Consider the following 21,084-nt stretch of genomic DNA (forward strand, 5'->3'; position numbering starts at 1 on the left):
GACGGCGGTCTGGATTCTTCTCCTCTCGGGGACGGACCTTAGCACCCGCCCCCTTACTGCCGGACTGCAGACCGTGAGCATTCGGAGTTCGTCAGGACTCGATAGGCGGTGAAGCCCTCTTGTCCTATCGGTCGCTCTACCTCTCACGGTGACCATCCGACGCGGCACCTAAATGCCTTTCGGGGAGTACGAGCTATCTCCAAGTTTGATTGGCCTTTCACTCCTACACTCGGCTCATCCAGAAGCTTTTCAACGCTTATTGGTGCGGACCTCCATCCCGTGTTACCGGGACTTCATCCTGGCCAAGTGTAGATCACTTGGTTTCGCGTCTACCCCCACTGACTGTGCGCCCTATTCAGGCTCGCTTTCACTGCGGCTACGTGTCTCGTGACACTCAACCTCGCCAGTGACGGTAACTCGTAGGATCATTATGCAAAAGGCACGCCGTCACATCTTGCGATGCTCCGACCGCTTGTAGGCGTATGGTTTCAGGAACTATTTCACTCCCCTGCTCGGGGTTCTTTTCACCTTTCCTTCACAGTACTCGTTCGCTATCGGTCTCACGGGAGTATTTAGCCTTACCGGATGGTCCCGGCAGATTCGCGCAGGATTCCTCGTGTCCCGCGTTACTCAGGATACCGCTATGCTGCATTTCGCTTCACATACTGGACTATCACCGTCTATGGTCACATTTTCCAAAGTGTTCTGTTCACGATTTGCATACAATGTCGCGGTCCTACAACCCCGCTGGCGCCTTGCGACGTCAACGGTTTGGGCTGTTCCCCGTTCGCTCGCCACTACTGGGGGAATCATTCATTTATTTTCTCTTCCTGCAGGTACTAAGATGTTTCAGTTCCCTGCGTTAGCTCTCAATCTTGAAGATTGAGTAACCGTCCTTCAGACGGCTAGGTTGTCCCATTCGGAAATCTTCGGATCAAAGGTTATTTGCACCTACCCGAAACTTATCGCAGCTTATCACGTCCTTCATCGCCTCCGTGAGCCTAGGCATCCGCCATACGCCCTTTCTTACTTTCTTTACGACTGTATTCTTGTTACTCGTTTCCGAATAACGAATAAGTAGCTCATACTTTCAGCTGTATTCTAACAAAGTGAAATCTCATCTTGCGATTTGATTTACTTTAGTCTGAACTAAAGTTCATTACTTACAGTTTTGCTTGTGTCAATATGTCAAAGATCTTCTTGCCTTAAAAGGCATGGTGGAGATTGTGGAGTTGAACCATTTTTATTGAGCCATCCCTATATATTATATAATGTATAAGGAATCCCAGTCTCCTGTATTTAACTAAACAGATGGTGCGTACAAGAAGAGAAGCGAACTTTAATCAGTCACTATCTCAACAAATATAGAAGTAAGCAAGAATGAGAACTCAACATTCAACACTCAACATTCTCTCAATATTCGTCTCTCCAGAAAGGAGGTGTTCCAGCCGCACCTTCCGGTACGGCTACCTTGTTACGACTTAGCCCCAATTACCAGTTTCGCCCTAGGCCGCTCCTTACGGTCACGGACTTTAGGCGCCCCCGGCTTTCATGGCTTGACGGGCGGTGTGTACAAGGCCCGGGAACGTATTCACCGCGCCATGGCTGATGCGCGATTACTAGCGAATCCAGCTTCGTGGGGTCGGGTTGCAGACCCCAGTCCGAACTGAGACAGGCTTTAAGGATTTGATCCGTTTTGCAAAGGACCATCTCTCTGTACCTGCCATTGTAACACGTGTGTAGCCCCGGACGTAAGGGCCGTGCTGATTTGACGTCATCCCCACCTTCCTCACACCTTACGGTGGCAGTGTCCCCAGAGTGCCCAGCTTGACCTGATGGCAACTAAGGAGAGGGGTTGCGCTCGTTATGGCACTTAAGCCGACACCTCACGGCACGAGCTGACGACAACCATGCAGCACCTTCACAGAGGCCCCGAAGGGCGTCATTGTCTCCAAATCCTTCCTCTGCAATTCAAGCCCGGGTAAGGTTCCTCGCGTATCATCGAATTAAACCACATGTTCCTCCGCTTGTGCGGGCCCCCGTCAATTCCTTTGAGTTTCACCGTTGCCGGCGTACTCCCCAGGTGGGATGCTTAATGCTTTCGCTTGGCCGCTGACCTATTCAGACCAACAGCGGGCATCCATCGTTTACCGTGCGGACTACCAGGGTATCTAATCCTGTTCGATACCCGCACTTTCGAGCTTCAGCGTCAGTTGCGCTCCAGTGAGCTGCCTTCGCAATCGGAGTTCTTCGTGATATCTAAGCATTTCACCGCTACACCACGAATTCCGCCCACTTTGTGCGTACTCAAGGAAACCAGTTCGCGCTGCAGTGCAGACGTTGAGCGTCTACATTTCACAACACGCTTAATCTCCGGCCTACGCTCCCTTTAAACCCAATAAATCCGGATAACGCCCGGACCTTCCGTATTACCGCGGCTGCTGGCACGGAATTAGCCGGTCCTTATTCATAAGGTACATGCAAAAAGTCTCACGAGACTCACTTTATTCCCTTATAAAAGCAGTTTACAACCCATAGGGCCGTCATCCTGCACGCTACTTGGCTGGTTCAGACTCTCGTCCATTGACCAATATTCCTCACTGCTGCCTCCCGTAGGAGTTTGGACCGTGTCTCAGTTCCAATGTGGGGGACCTTCCTCTCAGAACCCCTACTGATCGTCGCCTTGGTGGGCCGTTACCCCGCCAACAAGCTAATCAGACGCATCCCCATCCATCACCGATAAATCTTTAATCTCTTTCAGATGTCTTCTAGAGACGTCATTGGGTATTAGTCTTACTTTCGCAAGGTTATCCCCAAGTGATGGGCAGGTTGGATACGCGTTACTCACCCGTGCGCCGGTCGACGCCCATCAAAAGCAAGCTTTCGATGTCGTTTCCCCTCGACTTGCATGTGTTAAGCCTGTAGCTAGCGTTCATCCTGAGCCAGGATCAAACTCTCCATTGTAAAATATCATTTTTACCTAGCCTTGCGGCTTGGTTTGTTTGTTGTCTGTACTTAGGACGAATATCCTTTTCGTTTATTGAAGCTTAGTAAACCTGACTTGTCAATTGCTTGACGGTTCGTTTCTTTTACCCAGTTTCTTTATACTCCCTATATAATAGGGGGTAATCCAAAACCGCTTCTTGTACTACTTGTCTGTTTATGTAAAATCTTTCAAAGAACTCTTTCTTTAATCGCTAAGAGAAAGTGTATTTCTCAAAAGCGAGTGCAAAAGTACTAACTATTTTCCATTCCACCAAATCTTTTCGCAAAAAAGTTGAGATTTTAGTGCGTTTTTAACACTTATAAAGACTTTCTAGAGTTTTTCTTACCACTACACTTTATTTTATACATGCACACGCCTGCCTGCATGTGCGGGCGCACACCCGCAAGCGCATTAATAATATTGTACTCATATTCCAAGACCGAAAAGAAATCAGGATTCAACTAGAAAAGTATTATCCGGAGAATATATCTATCAAAGAAGAATATTACTATACGAAGAAGAATATTATCGAAGAAAAGGGAGAAACTCAGAAAAACATTTTGCCAATTAAAAAAAATATAGTACCTTTGCACACGTTTTAACGGATAACAAGATTAATTACATATATTTTAAAACTTTCAAATGAAGGCATTAGCAATTAAGTCGAGTTTGTTTTCCTGTTTAAAGACATACAACAAGAAAACATTCATGTCTGACCTCATGGCAGGTATCATCGTTGGTATCGTAGCCCTGCCTCTGGCCATCGCATTCGGTATCGCCTCTGGCGTGACCCCTGAAAAGGGTATCATCACCGCCATTGTAGCAGGTCTCATCATCTCCATCTTCGGTGGAAGCAAAGTGCAGATTGGTGGTCCTACGGGAGCATTCATCATTATCATCTATGGCATTATCCAGAAATATGGCATGGAAGGTTTGACGATAGCGACACTGATGGCTGGTCTGTTCCTGGTTCTCTTCGGACTTCTCCGTCTTGGAACCATCATCAAGTACATCCCTTACCCTATCGTTGTGGGATTTACCAGTGGTATCGCCGTAACCATCTTCACGACCCAGATCAAGGATCTCTTTGGATTGACGTTGACTTCAAATCCTTCTGATTTTCTGGAGAAATGGGGCGTCTACTTCCAAAGTTTTGACACCATAGATCCTTGGTGTGCCCTTATCGGAGTAGTAAGCGTAGTGGTTATCGCCATCACCCCTAAGTTCAGCAAGAAGATTCCGGGCTCTCTTATTGCCATCATCCTGATGACCGTTGTAGCCTTACTGCTCAAGCAGTTTGCCGGTGTAGAGAGTATCGAGACCATTGGTGACCGCTTTTCTATCAGCAACGAACTGCCTGCAGCTCAGGTACCAGCCATGAATTGGGAGACCATCAAGAGTCTTGTATCACCAGCTATTACCATCGCCATCCTGGGAGCCATTGAGAGTTTGCTTTCAGCAACTGTTGCCGATGGTGTAATCAGCGATCATCACGACAGTAACACCGAGTTGGTAGCTCAGGGTTTGGCCAATATCGCCTCTCCCCTCTTTGGCGGTATTCCTGCAACAGGTGCCATTGCCCGCACAATGACCAATATCAATAATGGCGGTAAGACTCCTATTGCAGGTATCATCCACGCCATAGTTCTGCTGCTCATCTTCCTCTTCCTGATGCCTCTTGCCCAGTACATACCAATGGCTTGTCTTGCCGGTGTATTGGTAGTTGTATCTTACGGAATGAGCGGATGGAGAAGTTTCCTGGCATTGATGAAGAATCCGAAGAGCGATGTAACCGTACTTCTGATTACCTTCTTCCTCACCATCATCTTCGATTTGACAGTAGCCATTGAGGTGGGTCTGATTATCGCCTGTCTGCTCTTCATGAAACGAATGAGCGAAACCACCGACGTGACAGCTATTACCGATGATGAGATTGACTTGAACAAGGAGTTTGACTTCCTCTCTACCAACCTGGAGCACTATACGATTCCGAAGGGCGTAGAGGTATACGAAATCAATGGTCCTTTCTTCTTCGGAGCCGGTAACAAGTTTGAGGAAGTGATGGCAGCTTTCGGTGACCGTCCACTGGTACGCGTCATCCGTATGCGCAAGGTTCCATTTGTTGATTCAACCGGTATCCACAACCTCACCAACCTCTGCGAGATGAGTCAGAAGGAGGACATTCAGGTTGTACTCTCCGGTGTTTGCGAGAAGGTAAACGCCCAGTTGGAAAAGGCTGGTTTCTACAATATTCTTGGCAAGGATAATATCACAGATCACATCAGCAAGGCTCTGAAACGTGCTGAAGAGATTATTGAGAAGAAAACTGTTAATAGTTAATAGTTTACAGTTAACATTTTACTGATTGTAGACCATCAAATAAAAAAGATGCATTGCTGAATATACCAGTAATGCATCTTTTTTTATTGTCATTAAGTAACTGTTAACTATAAACTGTAAACTATCAACTATTACAGAACTGTTAACTATAAACTATTAACTATCCACTATTACAAAACTTTTCCCAGAAACTCCTGTAGTCTTGGCGATTTTGGATGGTTGAATATTTGCTCAGGAGTTCCGTCTTCCGTGATATAGCCGTCGCTGAAGAAGAGAACACGGTTGGCCACTTCTCTTGCAAATCCCATCTCGTGGGTCACCACCACCATCGTCATTCCCTCAGCAGCAACATCTTTCATCAGCTGCAGCACCTCTCCCACCATTTCCGGATCGAGAGCCGAAGTCGGCTCATCAAAGAGGATTACCTCAGGATTCATCGCTAAGGCACGGGCGATAGCTACGCGCTGTTTCTGTCCGCCCGACAGACTGTCGGGATAACTGTCGGCCTTATCCAGCAATCCGATACGGGTCAGGAGTTCCGTTGCTTTCTCATCAGCTTCTTCCTTTGTCATCTTACCCAATTCTACCGGAGCCAGCATGATGTTGCGGCGTATGGTCATATTAGGGAAGAGATTGAACTGCTGGAATACCATACCCACCCTCTGGCGCATTCGGTTGATATCAACATCGCTTGATGTGATATCCATATCATCGATAAAGATTTTACCCTCGGTAGGTTCTTCCAGAAGGTTGATGGAACGCAGGAAGGTACTCTTGCCACAACCCGACGGACCGATGATGGCAACCACCTCACCTTTCCTCACCGAGGTGGTAATGCCTTTCAGCACCTCGTTGTCGCCGAAGCGTTTACGAAGTCCTTCTATCTTGATTATTTCGTTCATTTTATCCATTGTTTTAAAGCTTTTGCCCTTTCAGGATTCCTCATTTCCTTTCGCTCTTTCTCAGTCTCTTCTCCAGCCTTCTCACTCCTGCGTTCAGTCCGAGAACAAGAACGAGATAGAGGCAGGCTACTACGCCCAACGGCATCATCGCTTCGTAAGTAATGCTTCGGATGATGTCGGAACCCTTGGTCAAGTCTACCAGTCCGATATAACCGCTGATAGAGGTTTCCTTGAGCAGAGTGATAAGCTCGTTACCCATAGCCGGAAGCACATTCTTGAAGGCTTGCGGAAGGATGATGAGACGCATCGTCTTGCCATACGAAAGACCGAGACTTCTACCCGCCTCCATCTGACCATTATCCACCGACATGATGCCCGAGCGGATTACCTCGGCAATATAAGCTGCCGAGTTCAAGCCGAAGGCGATGACAGCCACCAGTATCTTATTGACATCTGCTGATGCAAACACCACATAATAGATGATGAGCAACTGCACCATGGTTGGCGTGCCTCGCATGATGGTAAGGTACAGCTGGCAGAGCATGTTCGGAATCTTCCAGTCGCCCTTACGTTCATGACGTGCTCTGACAATAGCTATCAGCGTTCCGAGTATCACGGAAAGGATGATGGCGAAGAAGGTGATGATGAGCGTATTGCCCAAACCCTGCAACAGATACTGATAACGGTTGTCATCTATGAAGCAGGATTTAAACTTATCTATCACTCCCGGCTGGTTACCAGCTGCTTTCACTTCATTGGAATTCACCATGATAACCTGTCGCACATCGGCATAGGAATCTGTAAATCCGATATTCTTCTTCCGTTCAGGAGTAACCGTGATGCCGGCAATACCCGCATCCGCCTTACCAGCCTGTACAGAGGTGATGATGGCATCAAACTCCATATCGAGAATCTCGACATCCACGCCCATCACATCGCCGATGGCATTCGCCACATCCACGTCGATGCCCACAATCTTGCCATTCTGGTAATATTCGAAAGGCTCGAAGGTAGCATTGGTGGCAAAACGGAGACTCGACTTCAAGCCGAGTTTCTGCAGCGCTTCCGGCCCCACCTTCTTCACGTCAGAAGTCTTTGGCGTATAAGCCACGGCTATGCCCCGTTCCAGATGGCGGTTGACGATGGAATCGATGACGCCATTCTCTTTCAGGATACGGATGGCATGATTGATGGACTGCTGCAACTCAGCATGATCCTTAGCCACACAGATGGCGAAAGAGGACGCATCGAAGGTTTCGGGCAGGATACGGAGCGATGGGTTCACCCGTTGGAATGCCTTGGCTGGCGCCTCATCGGTCACCATGCAGTCTATCTTACCCTGCAGGAGTGCCTGGATGGCATCGGCACCCTTGTTGTACCGTTCTACCTTGGTACCGCCACCTTCCTTTTCCAGCTCCGTAGCTAGTCCGTCGCTAGTGGTACCGAGCTGCACACCAATCACAGCCCCCTTCAAATCAGTCTTGCTCTTGATTTGTCTGTCAGCATCTGACGCTCCCGAGCCACACGCCACGAAGAGCACACTCAGGAGTAAAGTCAAGAAGCCCAGCTTAAACTTTCCCGTTTTTCTGTATTTCATCATTCCAGGCATTCGTTTATTGTTGTTTCAAATACTCAGCACACATCTCTGCACATCTTTCTCCGTCTACACCAGCCGATACGATTCCGCCTGCATAACCAGCACCTTCGCCACATGGGAAGAGTCCCTGGATGCGGACATGCTGCAGGGTTTCGCGGTCACGGACGATGCGGACAGGCGATGAGGTTCTCGTCTCCATCGCTATCAGCGTAGCCTCGTTGGTCAGGAAACCATGGGCATTCTTGCCGAAGGTCTTGAAGCCTTCCTGCAGTCGCTTGCTCACGAAAGACGGCATCCAGAAATGCAACGGACTCGAAATCAAGCCTGGTGCATAGCTGCTCTTTGGCAGATCATAACTCAAGCGATTGTTCACGAAGTCAGCCATGCGCTGTGCCGGTGCAGTCTGCTTCATGTTGCCCTGCTGCCAGCATTGCTTTTCCACGATTTCCTGGAAGTACATCATCTGGAGTGAATCATGAGGAGTAAAGGCAGAAGAATTCTCCTGCGCCTTCATTTCCTGCTGTTCGATGACAGACTGATGTTCCTTCACAAACTGCGCCACATCCTCGGGATGAGTTTCCACCACCATGCCCGAGTTGCTCCAGGCAGTACCGCGGTTGCTCGGACTCATACCGTTCACCACTAACTGTTCCGGTCCTGTGGCAGCCGGAATCACAAAACCGCCCGGACACATACAGAAGCTATAGACACCTCTGCCATCTACCTGAGTAACAAAGCTATATTCGGCAGCAGGCAGATATTTTCCTCTACCACTCTTATTGTGATACTGAATCTGGTCGATGAGTTGGGAAGGATGTTCCAGACGCACACCTACGGCGATGCCTTTTGCCTCGATATCTATCTTTGCCGAAGCGAGATAACGGTATACATCGCGGGCACTATGGCCTGTTGCCAGGATAACCGGTCCGCGATAAGTTTCCTCAGCACCTGTAGCCAGATTTACGGCTTCTACACCTATCACCCTATCGCCAGCTGCGGCATCAGGTGCCGTCAGTTTACCTTCACTCTCAAGGATCAGACGAATCATCTTGGTCTGGAAATGCACTTCGCCGCCACACTTGATGATGGTGTTGCGCATGTTTTCAATAACGCGTGGCAACTTGTCGGTACCGATATGCGGATGGGCATCTGCCAGGATATTGGTATTGGCACCATGCTGGCAGAATACGTTCAGAATCTTGTCTACACTTCCCCTTTTCTTGCTTCGTGTATAGAGTTTGCCGTCACTATAAGCACCGGCTCCACCTTCACCGAAACAGTAGTTGCTCTCACCATCTACCTTCTGAGTCTTGGTAATGTTAGAGAGGTCCTTCTTGCGTTCGCGCACATCCTTGCCTCGCTCCAGCACGATAGGACGGTATCCCAGTTCTATCAGGCGCAGGGAAGCGAAGAGACCGCCAGGTCCCTCACCCACAACGATAACACGAGGTCTGCTGCTCACATCCGGATATTCGGTATGGACATACTGGTCGTCCTGCGGAAATTCGTTGATATAAGCACGCACCTTCAGATTGACGAAGATGGTGCGCTGACGGGCATCGATGCTTCTCTTCAAAACCCTCACCTGGTTGAGCGTTCTTACATCCAATCCCTTTTCTTTGGCGAGATAACGCTTGATGCCTTCCTCGCTTGCTGCCTGTTCGGGCAGAATTCTTATCTGGTATTCTTGAATCATTTACTTTGAACTTTATGATTAGTTTTATAAAAGTGACGAGTGACAAGTGACCGATTCCCTATTACGGATTTCGCATTACATTCACAATTCACTTTTCACTTTCACTTTTTCATGCTTCCATTGTAGCCAGCACTTCGAGCGTATCCAGCTGATACATGGTGAACTTACCATCTTCCAATGTTGCAAAGGTTGGCGGATTGCCACCCTTCGGGAAGGTGATGCTGCCGGTATTTACGATGGCCTGCCCCTTCTCGTTATGAGAGAGTTCCCAGAGATGGGAGTGGCCATAGATCATAGCCTCGTAAGGACCCTTCGGCATGTTTTCCTTATTGTATACATGTCCATGGGTCAGAAGATAGCGCTTGCCTCCGTCTACCAGCAAGGCATAGGTCTCCATGATAGGGAAATCGAGAAGCATCTGGTCTACTTCCGCATCGCAGTTGCCACGCACAGCGATAATCTTATCTGCCAGCGCATTCAGTCTTTCTACGATACCCTTAGGATCGATTCCTTCCGGAATGCGGTTGCGGGGACCGTAGTTGATGATATCCCCCATGATGCACATCATGTCACAATGTTCAGCCTCGAAGAAATCGAGGACCTTTTCCAGGGCTGGCAAACAGCCGTGGATATCTGAGAATAAAAGATATTTCATTACTTGATTCAAAAAGTATTAATACTCACCCTCAACCCATTTTTTACCTGATTCAGTATATTTCATCCAAATAACCAAACCGACACCAATGATTGCTGCTATTGCAAAAAGTATTGTCAACATTTCCATAATTATTTCTTTTTTAATTCTACTTTTAATAAATAATTGCCTGCATAAGCAAAACATGCAGCAGCGATTACTGCGCATCCCATGCAAACATAGTTAGTTACTCCCATTGCCTCACCTGTAAACAGTGGCGACAATGCACCAATTCCAATACCGCTGCATACCATCTTTGACAGACCAAAGAAATACTCAGCCAGCATCTCATTTCGTTTGAAATTGCGTTCAACGAGTTGATTTTTACTATTTACTTCTGTAACCATATTGCTAATGCTTTGAATTACATCGGCAAAATTAAGCAAATAATCCGAAACACCCAAACATTTCAACGTTTTTTATATATATAATAAGGTATAAGGGAGAGGAAAAGCCTGTAATTATCTACTGAAATAGCTTTTTCATCTACAATATGCTACTTTTTTGTTAAAATCCTTGGCAGTTTGATATATTATTCGTACTTTTGCCCTCAAGTTCTGCTTCGGCCCCGGTCGTTTCGGGGGAGGCATTACATTACCAACGTAAAATTCAAGAACATATGAAAGTATTAAAATTCGGCGGAACATCGGTTGGTTCCGTAAAAAGCATCCTCAGCTTGAAACGTATCGTTGAAAACGAGGCTAAGAAACAGAGTGTAGTGGTTGTCGTGAGCGCGCTTGGCGGTATCACGGACAAACTCTTGCAAACCTCTCAACTTGCCCTCCAGGGTGATGAACAGTGGAAAGTAGAATTCGAAGCCATGGTTGATCGCCACCACAAGATGATAGATACCATCATCACCGACACTACAGACAGAGAAAACTTATTCAAATCGGTTGATGCCCTCTTCGAGCAGTTGAAGAGCATCTATTTTGGTGTGTACCTCATCCACGACCTCAGCGAGAAAACGCAGGATGCCATCGTGAGTTATGGTGAAAGACTCAGTTCCAAGATTGTTGCCACATTGATTCGTGGAGCCAAATGGTTCGACTCCCGCAACTTCATCAAGACTGAGCGCAAGAACGGCAAAGGCAAGCATGTACTCGACAGCGAGCTGACCAACAAACTGGTAAAAGAAGCCTTTGCAGAAATTCCACGCATATCTCTCGTTCCGGGTTTTATCAGTCGTGACAAGAACACAGACCGCACCACCAACCTTGGCCGTGGCGGTAGCGACTACACAGCAGCCATCATAGCAGCTGCCCTCGATGCAGAAGTGCTCGAAATCTGGACTGATGTAGACGGTTTCATGACCGCCGACCCACGTGTCATCAAATCAGCTTATACCATCAACGAACTGAGTTACGTTGAGGCGATGGAGCTTTGCAACTTTGGTGCAAAGGTCATCTACCCTCCAACCATCTACCCGGTTTGTGTCAAGAATATTCCTATCAAGGTTAAGAACACCTTCAACCCAGATGCTCCGGGCACCATCATCAAGAACAAGATAGATGGCGACCAGAAGCCTATCAAGGGTATCTCTTCTATCAACGGTACAGCGCTCATCACCGTAACCGGTCTTTCCATGGTCGGTGTGATTGGTGTAAACCGCCGTATCTTCACCGCTCTTGCCAACGAGGGCATCTCTGTGTTCATGGTGTCACAGGCATCATCTGAGAACTCTACCTCTATCGGTGTGCGCGAGCAGGATGTAGAAGAGGCTGTAAAGGTATTGAACAATGAGTTCCACAACGAGATTGCCGATGGTGCCATGTTCCCAATGCACGCAGAGAAGGGCTTGGCTACTATCGCCATCGTGGGTGAAAACATGAAGCATGCTGCCGGTATCGCCGGTAAGCTCTTCGGAACCCTCGGCCGTAGCGGTGTTTCCGTCATTGCCTGTGCACAGGGTGCTTCAGAAACCAACATCTCGTTCGTAGTGAAGAGCGATTATCTGAGAAAGTCACTCAACGTGCTCCACGACAGTTTCTTCCTTTCAGAATACAAGGTGCTGAACCTCTTCATCTGCGGTGTGGGTACCGTGGGCGGAAAGCTCATCGAGCAGATCAAGAACCAGTATGCCGACCTCATGGAGCGCAGCAAACTGAAGCTCAACGTGGTGGGTATCGCTTCTTCCAAGAACGCCATCTTCAACCGCGATGGTATTGATCTCGAGAACTACAGCGAGGAACTGAAGAAATCAGACCCAAGCACTCCAGAGGTTCTGCGCGATACCATCCTGGCGATGAACATCTTCAACAGCGTGTTTGTAGACTGTACAGCCAGCAAGGATGTAGCCGCTCTCTACCAGAGTCTGCTGGAGCACAACGTAAGCATTATCGCAGCCAACAAGATAGCTGCATCAAGCGAATATGAGAACTACGAGAAACTGAAGAAGACAGCCATCCAGCGTGGTGTAGTATTCCGTTTCGAGACCAACGTAGGTGCCGGTCTTCCTATCATCGGAACCATCAACGACCTCCGCAACTCCGGAGATAAAATCCTTAAGATTGAGGCAGTTCTCTCGGGTACGCTCAACTTTATCTTTAACGCCATCTCCAGCGTCGTTCCATTCTCTGAGACCGTGAGACTGGCTAAGGAGAAGGGCTACAGCGAGCCTGATCCACGTATTGACCTGAGCGGTATGGACGTGATTCGCAAGCTGGTGATTCTCTCCCGCGAGGCAGGTTACCGCGTAGAGCAGGAAGATGTAGAGAAGAACCTCTTCGTGCCAGACAAATACTTCAAGGGTTCACTCGACAACTTCTGGAAGAAACTTCCTGAGCTCGATGCCGATTTCGAGGCTAAGCGCAAAGCGCTCGATGTAGAGCACAAACGCTGGCGCTTCGTTGCTACCCTGGATGGCGGCAAGACAAGCGTAGGTTTGCAGGCTGTCGGTCCTGAGCATCCGTTCTACAATCTGGAAGGTTCCAACAACATCGTACTGCTCACCACCGAGCGCTATAAGGAATACCCTATGATGATTCAGGGCTATGGTGCCGGAGCCAGCGTAACTGCTGCCGGTGTATTCGCCAACATCATGAGTATCGCTAACATTTAACACTTAACATTAAAAGAAGAAATGAAACATATTATCATTCTTGGCGACGGAATGGCTGACCACCCGGTAGAAAGACTGGGTGGAAAGACTCTCCTGCAATACGCCAACAAACCCTATATGGATATGCTTGCCAAGAAGGGCAAGACAGGAAGACTCGTTACCGTGCCAGATGGATTCCATCCGGGTTCTGAGGTAGCCAACAGCTCTATCATGGGCTACGACCAGAACGAGGTTTACGAAGGACGCGGACCGCTCGAGGCTGCCAGCATCGGCTATGAACTGGAGCCTACCGACCTTGCCCTGCGCTGCAACATCATCAATGTGCAGGACGGCAAGATTATCACCCACAACGGTGGTAACCTGGAAACGGAAGATGCGGATGTGCTCATCAAGTATCTCAACGATACCCTCGGCAAGAAATATCCTGACGTCAAGTTTGTTACCGGCATCCAGTATCGCCATCTTCTGGTGGTGAAGCACGGAAACAAGCATATCGACTGTGCCCCACCTCATGATCATCCCAACGAGGAATGGCATAAGCTGATGGTGAAACCTATCTTGCCGGAGATTGGAGGCGATGAGGGTCACATCAGCCGTCGTGATACAGCCGACCTTCTGAACCAGCTGATTCTCGAGAGTCAGGAACTCCTGGAGAACCATCCTTTCAATGTGGCGCGCAAGGAGCGTGGCGAACGAATGGCCAATCTTATCTGGCCTTGGGGCGGCGGTTACCGTCCACACATGCTCACCCTCTCCCAGATGTATCCACAGATCAAGAAGGGTTCTGTGATTTCTGCCGTAGACCTGATTCGAGGCATCGGCCATTACGCCGGTCTGCGCAACATCATCGTTGAGGGCGCTACCGGTCTTGCCAATACCAACTACGAGGGCAAGGCAGCCGCAGCTATCCAGGCATTGAAGGACGGCGACGACTTCGTTTATGTTCACGTAGAGGCGAGCGACGAGGCAGGTCATGATGGCGATCTGGAACTGAAGCTGAAGACTATCGAAAACCTCGACCAACGACTCATCAAGCCTATCTTCGATGAGGTAAGCACCTGGGACGAGCCGGTATGTATCGCTGTTCTCCCCGACCATCCTACTCCGGTAGAGATCCGTACCCACGTAAAGGAGCCTGTGCCTTTCATCATCTATTACCCTGGCATTGAGCCGGATAGCGTAGAGAAGTATGATGAGGTAAGCTGCGTGAGTGGCGGTTACGGCATGCTGCAGCTGCAGGAATTCATGAATGCCTTCATGGCGATCAATTAAAACCAACGGCTTCATGATAGCCCCCAAAGCTAATCATAAAGTTCAATGTTCAAATCTCAAAGTTCAAAGTAAAAAATGAAATATTATTCAACAAATAAGAAAGCACCCATCGCCGACCTTCACAAGGCGGTAGTTAAAGGTCTGGCAGAAGACCGTGGTCTCTATATGCCAGAAATCATCAAGAAGTTGCCACAGGATTTCTTCGACAACATCGAGAAACTTTCCTTCCAGGAGATTGCCTACAAGGTAGCAGATGCCTTCTTTGGCGAGGACGTTGATGCCGAGTCATTGAAGAAGATTGTATACGATACCCTGGCATTCGACTGCCCTGTAGTCGAGGTAGAGCCAAACATCTACTCTCTCGAGCTGTTCCATGGTCCTACCCTCGCCTTCAAGGATGTGGGTGCGCGCTTCATGGCCCGTCTCCTGCAGTACTTCGTACGTCAGGAGGGCAAGGAAGAGGTGAATGTGCTCGTAGCTACATCGGGCGATACCGGTTCGGCTGTTGCCAACGGTTTCCTCGGCGTTGACGGCATCCATGTTTACGTGCTCTATCCTAAGGGCAAGGTGAGTAAGATTCAGGAGAGCCAGTTCACTACCCTCGGCCAGAACATCACAGCCCTCGAGGTAGACGGCGTATTCGACGACTGCCAGGCGCTGGTGAAGTCTGCGTTCATGGACGAGGAGCTCAACAAGCACATGAAGCTCACCTCAGCCAACTCTATCAACGTAGCCCGCTTCCTGCCTCAGGCATTCTATTATTTCAATGCCTATGCCCGCATGAAGGAGAAGGGCCTCGCCGACAAGCTGGTTATCTGCGTACCTAGCGGCAACTTCGGCAACATCACAGCCGGACTCTTCGGTCATGAGATGGGATTGCCTATCCACCGCTTCATCGCAGCCAACAACGCCAACGATATCTTCTACGAGTATCTGCAGACAGGCAAGTACAATCCACAGCCTAGCAAGCAGACCATCGCCAATGCCATGGACGTAGGCGACCCATCAAACTTTGCCCGCATCTACGACCTCTACAAGGGCGATCATGATGCCATCGCTGCCTACATCGGTGGTGCTACATACAAGGACGAGCAGATTGCAGAAACCATGAAGCAGTGCTACAATGAAACCAAGTATGTGCTTGACCCTCACGGAGCTTGCGGCTATCGCGCCCTGAAGGAGCAGTTGAAGCCAGGTGAGGTTGGCGTGTTCCTCGAGACCGCTCATCCAGCCAAGTTCAAGGAGAAGGTAGACAGCATCCTTGACAGCGACATTGAGATTCCTGCACGCCTCGCAGAATTCATGAAGGGTGAGAAGAAGAGCATCCAGATGACCAAGGATTTCGCATCATTCAAGAACTACTTGATGAACGAATAAACCATACATACGGAAAAGCCTTTCTCTTTCTCAAGGGGAAGGCTTTTCCCATTAAAATAAACTCAGACTCAGATTTGTCAGGACAGATGGGTCTTGAATTTTATAACAACAGAAAACGGGAAAAATTTATGAAGATTGTTATTCTAGACGGCTATGCCGCAAACCCGGGAGATTTGGATTATCATCTTCTGGAGAAACTGGGCGAGGTGGTAGTTTATCCTCGCACATCAGATGCAGAGAAAGTGGAACGTGCCAAGGATGCCGACATCATCCTTCTGAACAAGGTGCAGATAGATGCAGAGACGCTGGCGCAGCTTCCTAAACTGAAATACATCGGTATACAGGCTACCGGTTTCAACGTGGTAGACATCGAGGCTGCCAAGAAACAGGGCATCATCGTAACCAATATTCCTGCCTACAGCACCGACAGCGTGGCGCAGATGACCTTCGCCCTCATCCTTGCCGTAACCAACCGCGTAGAGCATTATACCCAGGAGAACCGCAACGAGCGCTGGGCTTACAATAAGGATTTCTGTTATTGGGATACCCCACTGATGGAGCTTGCCGGCAAGACCCTGGGTATCATGGGACTGGGCAATATCGGCATGAAGGTTGCCAACATCGCCCGCCAGTTTGGCATGAACATCTGTGCCTGCACCAGCAAGAATTCGAGCAATCTGCCTGAGTGGATCCAGAAGGTGAGCAAGGAGGGTTTGCTTGCCACGAGCGATATTCTCTCGCTCCATTGTCCGCTTTCTGATGACACCTATCATTTCATCAATAAGGAGAGTCTGGAGAAGATGAAGGATACCGCCATCCTGGTTAATACGGGTCGCGGTCCGCTGGTAGATGAGGAGGCCGTAGCTGCCGCCCTTCACGAAGGCAGTCTGGGTGCCTACTGTGCCGACGTAATGGCTCAGGAGCCGCCATCAAAGGAGAATCCGCTCTTCGGCGAGCCTAATGCCTACCTCACCCCTCATATTGCCTGGGCCACCTACGAGGCTCGCGAGCGCCTGAACAAGCAGGTAGCCGCCAACGTAAAGGCATTTCTCGAGGGCAATCCGATTAATGTCGTGAATAAGTAAGAATGCTACTTTAAAAATCTGCATTTCTTAAATGAAGACAGCCAACCTTCAATATCCCAATTGAAAGTTGGCTGTTTACTTTTTCTTATAGTTTTCTTATGAACTGCCTAATCAGGTACTTGGGATTTCGTCTCATATTCCATAAGTCAACAAGAATAATTCTATCGTATTCCGCATCATATCGATAGATGATTTTCCAATTTTTATTCAAACAATTGCATGATATCCATACAGAAGAATTCTTCAAATGGAATACCATCGGTGCCAACAACGATTGATTTCAGAGGATGGAATTTCTCTTGAAACATAGGAATACCACTATTCATGCCTCTCTTTCCACTCTTAACCTCTATGGCAACGAAATCTCCTTGTGACTCCAGGATATAATCCACCTCATTATTATGATCTCGCCAATAATAGAGATGACAGTCATTGTCCTCCACAAAATCGAGAAGACAAGTACCCACTGCCGATTCCACCCATCTGCCCCAAATCATTGGGTCAACATAATCTTTGTCAAACCCCTTACCGCGATATGCCGTGAACAAAGCATTGTTAAACACTGTAAACTTTGGGATAGACTGTCTCTTACGAGCCTCATCGCATGCAAACTTTTGAAGTCCGCAAAGCAAGTTGGCTTGCTTCAATATTTCGAGATAAGAAGACAAAGTCGTGACATTGCCTGCATCTTGCAATTGTCCAAGCATTTTGGTGAGTGACAACAACTCACCAGAATAAGAACAACCTACCTCAAAAAGCTGTGACATGAGTGAAGGCTTGTAAATATTCGAAGTCAAGAGAACATCCTTTTCAATGGCAGGTGCCACAAGAGAATCCTTGACATATTTCCTCCAACGCCTAAAATCCCCGATATAATCCACCGAGCCTGGATAACCTCCAAAATAAATCCATTGTTGGAGTGATAACCCGAAGGCAGCTTTCATTTCCGGAAAAGTCCAATGCCCCATACGAATCAACTCGAATCTACCAGCTAAAGACTCGGTTAGCCCTTTGCGCAAAAGCAAGCGAGACGAACCAAGCAATACGACTTTCAGGTTTACATGATTTAGGGTATCGGCATCCCACTCTCTCTTCACATATTCACTCCATCTGCGTATTTTCTGTATCTCGTCTATTACAAGAACAGCTTCTTGCAAATGCTGAATATCCATTCGGCTTCGAACAGACTCCCAAGAACGTCGAATCCAATCCGAATCGTCTTCATTTACAGAATCAGCATTAAATTGAAATACTACCTTATCAATAGTCTCTGCTATTTGCGCCATAACTGTTGATTTGCCAACCTGTCTTGGTCCTGCCAAAACAAATATACACTTACGTCTTTCGCTCAACCTACTCAACATCAAGTTGTAATGTGGTCTTCTATACTCACCCATATTCTTTAATTTGTAATATTAAACAACTCTATTCTTTATAACGAATTACTCAATTCTTTATCACGAATTACTCAATTCTTCGTCACGAATTACTCAATTCTACTTTGCAAAGATACAAAGAATAGATGAGTAAACACATTACCCATGATTATTTTTTAGCATTCTTAACTCATCATACAGCTTTGCCCTCTCCTTCACGCGCTTAGGATGCACCTGGCCAGATATACATCTTCTCATAATGCTGACGAAACATTCGTTCTATATTCTTTTCCTGTTTTATACACTATCTATACAGTTGAGCCCAGCAAAAAACTAAGCAAAACTCAGACTTTTTCCCTATCTCCTCTTCACCAAAACATAGATGATGACGGGAGCACCGAACAGCGGGGTGACGGCATTCAGGGGGATGATGCCACCTCCTGCTGGCAATACGCAGAGGGCATTGCAGAGCAGGGCGATGGCGGAGCCCATGAGCATGGTGAGAGGCAGGAGCTGACGATGATTGTCAGTACGGATCAGGAGGCGCACGATGTGGGGCGTGGCCAGGCCGATGAAGGCGATGGGACCGCAGAAGGCGGTGACCACGGCTGTCAGGAGACCTGTAACCACTAGGAGCAGGATGCGCAATCGGCGAATGTTGAAACCCAGGTTCTCGGCGTATTGCTCGCCCAAGAGCAGGGCATTGAGAGGCTTTACCAGCAGGAGCGAGAGCAGCAGGCCGATGAGGGTGACCGTGGCGAAGTAAGGCACTTCTGCCATCGACACGTTGCCCATGTTGCCCATGCCCCATATCATGTACGACTTCATGCCCTCTGCCGAGCTGAAGAAATTGAGCAGGGAGATGCCGCTGCTCGCCAAATAGCCCACCATGATACCGATGATGAGGAGCACCACTTGATTGCGCACCATCGCCGAGAAGAGAGTGATGATGCCCATCACCAGCATGGCTCCAGCGAAGGCGGAGATGAGGATGGCTAGGAAGCCACCGATGGTGAGTCCGTCCAATGACAAGAAGCCGCCGATGCTGAAGCCTGCGATAGAGATATTGCCGCCGAAGGCGAGCATCACCACCGCCACAGCCAGTGCTGCTCCGCTGCTGATGCCGAACACGTCAGGCCCCGCCAGGGGATTGCGGAAGGCAGTTTGCAGCAAGAGTCCGCTCGTGGCGAGGGCTGCGCCTGCCAAGAGGGCTGTGATGGCATTGGGCAAACGGGATTCCATCACGATGTAATGACTCATCGACTCGATGGTCTCATTGGGATAATAGGAGTCTGCCGGGGTCATATCTACCCCTGGGTGCGCCAATATGCTCAGCACCTCCCTCAATGGAATGCTCACGCTACCCCACGCCAGGTTGGCAAAGAACAAGGCTACTATCGCTAGCACCAACGTAATGGATATAATCGTTGTCTTCTTCATTAATATTTCTTATAGAATCTGAGTTTGCCAAACTTATCTCCTGCTTCTGGATGCGAGAGGACGATGAACTCTCGGAGCAATATCTCGGGATGGAAACTGGTGAGTTCGAAGTATGGCTCACAGCTGGTATCGGTCTCGTAGACGGTGCCCGTCTGGAATGCTTTCAGAGCCTGATAACCCTGATATTCAGCTAGAAGATCCTGCTTGGTTAAAGCATTTCCGCCGAAGTATTTGAAAGCCCAGACATCCACCTGGTTGCCCTTGGCGATGATCTGTTCGGGGCTCATGGAGAGGCTGCCGCTGTGGGTGTCGTCGGCGAAGATGTAGCGGGCATGGGCATCACGCAGCAGGATGCCCATGGTGCTCTTGCCGCCCGGCACATACCATACATTGCCCGTCTTGCGCTCGGTGAGGATGGAGAGACCCAGTGGCAACTTCGCAGCCTCCGCCTTCAGCTGGAGATACTCCTTCTCGATGGCAGAGAACAAGGAATCTGCCTTCGAACTACCCAATAGCAAGCCATATAGCTTGATCCATTCCGCCCTGCCCAGAGGCGAGGTCTCCATATAGTCGGCTGTCTCGATGACAGGGATGCGGAGCTTGTCTAGCTTGCCATATCCGCCGCTGTTCTCGAAGGGCGAGATGAGCAGAGCCTCAGGATGGAGGGCGATGATGCGCTCGATATCCGGCTGCATGCTGGAGCCGCAGTCCATGATAGGATGGGCTACCTTGGCATCAGCCTGCGCCCTACTCTTGATGTCAGGGATATTGATATAGTCCTTGTCGCACACGCCCGTGATGGCATTCTGGCAGCCCAGCTCGGTGAGGAGCTGGCAGTGAGGGGCGGTGAATACGAGGTTGCTCTCCAGCGGTGTGCGCACGGTATCGGTAGTGCATCTCGCTCCCGTGCTGCGCCTTCTGGCAAGCATCGCCACCGTCTTATCCCCCTCCTCTCCCTTCGGAATCAGGATGTAGCGATGCAGCATCGTTCCCGCCTTCCAGGGGTTGGCAACGAGAGCCTCAGCATACTGATAATCAATGCCTTCTGCAGCGTCGGAAGTTTCTTCCCCATCGCCATGTTTCACGATGGTAAGCAACTTGGCGTACTTCATCTCCAGGGTATCGCCAGCCTCCGCATCAGCAGCAGCCGTCTTTCCTCCCTGGCATGCCGCCATCAGCAGGGCCGCCGTAGCCCCACACAAAAGAATATACAGTTTCTTCATAATCTTACAAAATATGTGTGCAAAGATACGAAGAA

Annotated in this window: 13 protein-coding genes and 2 rRNA genes (1 of these 15 cut by a window edge); 5 read left to right on the forward strand and 10 right to left on the reverse strand. The window is 48.9% G+C overall.

What is annotated here, in order from left to right; all coding sequences use genetic code 11:
• Positions 1-1,036: ribosomal RNA gene (locus KUA46_RS07030) — 23S ribosomal RNA — on the reverse strand (it extends 1,862 nt beyond the left edge of the window).
• Between the two features lie 396 nt (positions 1,037-1,432).
• A 16S ribosomal RNA gene (locus tag KUA46_RS07035) occupies positions 1,433-2,964 on the reverse strand.
• The 16S and 23S rRNA genes sit together here, the layout of an rRNA operon.
• A gap of 664 nt (positions 2,965-3,628) precedes the next feature.
• Here KUA46_RS07035 and KUA46_RS07040 point away from each other — a divergent pair.
• Positions 3,629-5,326, forward strand: coding sequence for a SulP family inorganic anion transporter (locus KUA46_RS07040; protein WP_218486982.1), 1,698 nt, complete (start codon positions 3,629-3,631; stop codon positions 5,324-5,326).
• A gap of 170 nt (positions 5,327-5,496) precedes the next feature.
• On the opposite strand, the gene KUA46_RS07045 is transcribed toward KUA46_RS07040, so the two are convergent.
• The 5 genes from KUA46_RS07045 to KUA46_RS07065 form a co-directional block, all read right to left on the reverse strand.
• Positions 5,497-6,228, reverse strand: a complete 732-nt coding sequence (locus tag KUA46_RS07045; RefSeq protein ID WP_254364781.1) for an amino acid ABC transporter ATP-binding protein — start codon at positions 6,226-6,228, stop codon at positions 5,497-5,499.
• 40 nt (positions 6,229-6,268) lie between these two features.
• Complete coding sequence (locus KUA46_RS07050) at positions 6,269-7,828, reverse strand: ABC transporter substrate-binding protein/permease (protein WP_256625027.1); 1,560 nt, start codon at positions 7,826-7,828, stop codon at positions 6,269-6,271.
• A gap of 13 nt (positions 7,829-7,841) precedes the next feature.
• Positions 7,842-9,521, reverse strand: a complete 1,680-nt coding sequence (locus tag KUA46_RS07055; RefSeq protein WP_154483335.1) for an NAD(P)/FAD-dependent oxidoreductase — start codon at positions 9,519-9,521, stop codon at positions 7,842-7,844.
• Positions 9,522-9,630: 109 nt separating this feature from the next.
• Positions 9,631-10,176, reverse strand: coding sequence for a phosphodiesterase (gene yfcE, locus KUA46_RS07060; protein WP_006848732.1), 546 nt, complete (start codon positions 10,174-10,176; stop codon positions 9,631-9,633).
• Between the two features lie 131 nt (positions 10,177-10,307).
• Positions 10,308-10,562, reverse strand: a complete 255-nt coding sequence (locus tag KUA46_RS07065; RefSeq protein ID WP_006848733.1) for a hypothetical protein — start codon at positions 10,560-10,562, stop codon at positions 10,308-10,310.
• Between the two features lie 272 nt (positions 10,563-10,834).
• On the opposite strand from KUA46_RS07065, the gene thrA reads away from it, so the two are divergent.
• The 4 genes from thrA (at position 10,835) to KUA46_RS07085 (ending at position 17,010) form a co-directional block, all read left to right on the forward strand.
• A complete protein-coding gene (gene thrA, locus KUA46_RS07070; RefSeq protein WP_022120317.1) occupies positions 10,835-13,276 on the forward strand; it encodes a bifunctional aspartate kinase/homoserine dehydrogenase I in 2,442 nt (813 codons plus the stop codon).
• 21 nt (positions 13,277-13,297) lie between these two features.
• A complete protein-coding gene (locus KUA46_RS07075) occupies positions 13,298-14,548 on the forward strand; it encodes a cofactor-independent phosphoglycerate mutase (protein WP_006848736.1) in 1,251 nt (416 codons plus the stop codon).
• 75 nt (positions 14,549-14,623) lie between these two features.
• Positions 14,624-15,925 carry a threonine synthase gene (thrC, locus tag KUA46_RS07080; protein WP_006848737.1) on the forward strand — a complete coding sequence of 434 codons (1,302 nt, stop codon included), beginning with the start codon at positions 14,624-14,626 and terminating at the stop codon, positions 15,923-15,925.
• 128 nt (positions 15,926-16,053) lie between these two features.
• The gene (locus tag KUA46_RS07085; RefSeq protein WP_117729195.1) at positions 16,054-17,010 is read left to right on the forward strand and encodes a D-2-hydroxyacid dehydrogenase; all 957 of its coding nucleotides are present in this window, start codon (positions 16,054-16,056) and stop codon (positions 17,008-17,010) included.
• Positions 17,011-17,213: 203 nt separating this feature from the next.
• Here KUA46_RS07085 and KUA46_RS07090 read toward each other — a convergent pair whose 3' ends face one another.
• The 3 genes from KUA46_RS07090 to KUA46_RS07100 all read right to left on the reverse strand — a co-directional run bounded on the left by KUA46_RS07090 (position 17,214) and on the right by KUA46_RS07100 (position 21,049).
• A complete protein-coding gene (locus tag KUA46_RS07090; RefSeq protein WP_256625026.1) occupies positions 17,214-18,407 on the reverse strand; it encodes an ATP-binding protein in 1,194 nt (397 codons plus the stop codon).
• A gap of 336 nt (positions 18,408-18,743) precedes the next feature.
• Positions 18,744-19,826, reverse strand: coding sequence for an iron chelate uptake ABC transporter family permease subunit (locus tag KUA46_RS07095; protein ID WP_218486980.1), 1,083 nt, complete (start codon positions 19,824-19,826; stop codon positions 18,744-18,746).
• Entirely contained in the window at positions 19,826-21,049 is a 1,224-nt protein-coding gene (locus KUA46_RS07100) for an ABC transporter substrate-binding protein (protein ID WP_218486979.1), read from the reverse strand. The genes KUA46_RS07095 and KUA46_RS07100 overlap by 1 nt, the downstream gene beginning before the upstream one ends.
• Between the last annotated feature and the right edge of the window lie 35 nt (positions 21,050-21,084).

The organism is Segatella copri (assembly GCF_019249765.2).
In the GTDB taxonomy this organism is placed as follows: Bacteria; Bacteroidota; Bacteroidia; order Bacteroidales; family Bacteroidaceae; genus Prevotella; species Prevotella copri_K.

Coding starts and splice junctions, on each gene's coding strand:
- KUA46_RS07040 (WP_218486982.1), top strand. CDS start 3,629: ATGAAGGCATTAGCAATTAAGTCGAGTTTGTTTTCCTGTTTAAAGACA.
- KUA46_RS07045 (WP_254364781.1), bottom strand. CDS start 6,228: ATGAACGAAATAATCAAGATAGAAGGACTTCGTAAACGCTTCGGCGAC.
- KUA46_RS07050 (WP_256625027.1), bottom strand. CDS start 7,828: ATGATGAAATACAGAAAAACGGGAAAGTTTAAGCTGGGCTTCTTGACT.
- KUA46_RS07055 (WP_154483335.1), bottom strand. CDS start 9,521: ATGATTCAAGAATACCAGATAAGAATTCTGCCCGAACAGGCAGCAAGC.
- yfcE (WP_006848732.1), bottom strand. CDS start 10,176: ATGAAATATCTTTTATTCTCAGATATCCACGGCTGTTTGCCAGCCCTG.
- KUA46_RS07065 (WP_006848733.1), bottom strand. CDS start 10,562: ATGGTTACAGAAGTAAATAGTAAAAATCAACTCGTTGAACGCAATTTC.
- thrA (WP_022120317.1), top strand. CDS start 10,835: ATGAAAGTATTAAAATTCGGCGGAACATCGGTTGGTTCCGTAAAAAGC.
- KUA46_RS07075 (WP_006848736.1), top strand. CDS start 13,298: ATGAAACATATTATCATTCTTGGCGACGGAATGGCTGACCACCCGGTA.
- thrC (WP_006848737.1), top strand. CDS start 14,624: ATGAAATATTATTCAACAAATAAGAAAGCACCCATCGCCGACCTTCAC.
- KUA46_RS07085 (WP_117729195.1), top strand. CDS start 16,054: ATGAAGATTGTTATTCTAGACGGCTATGCCGCAAACCCGGGAGATTTG.
- KUA46_RS07090 (WP_256625026.1), bottom strand. CDS start 18,407: ATGGGTGAGTATAGAAGACCACATTACAACTTGATGTTGAGTAGGTTG.
- KUA46_RS07095 (WP_218486980.1), bottom strand. CDS start 19,826: ATGAAGAAGACAACGATTATATCCATTACGTTGGTGCTAGCGATAGTA.
- KUA46_RS07100 (WP_218486979.1), bottom strand. CDS start 21,049: ATGAAGAAACTGTATATTCTTTTGTGTGGGGCTACGGCGGCCCTGCTG.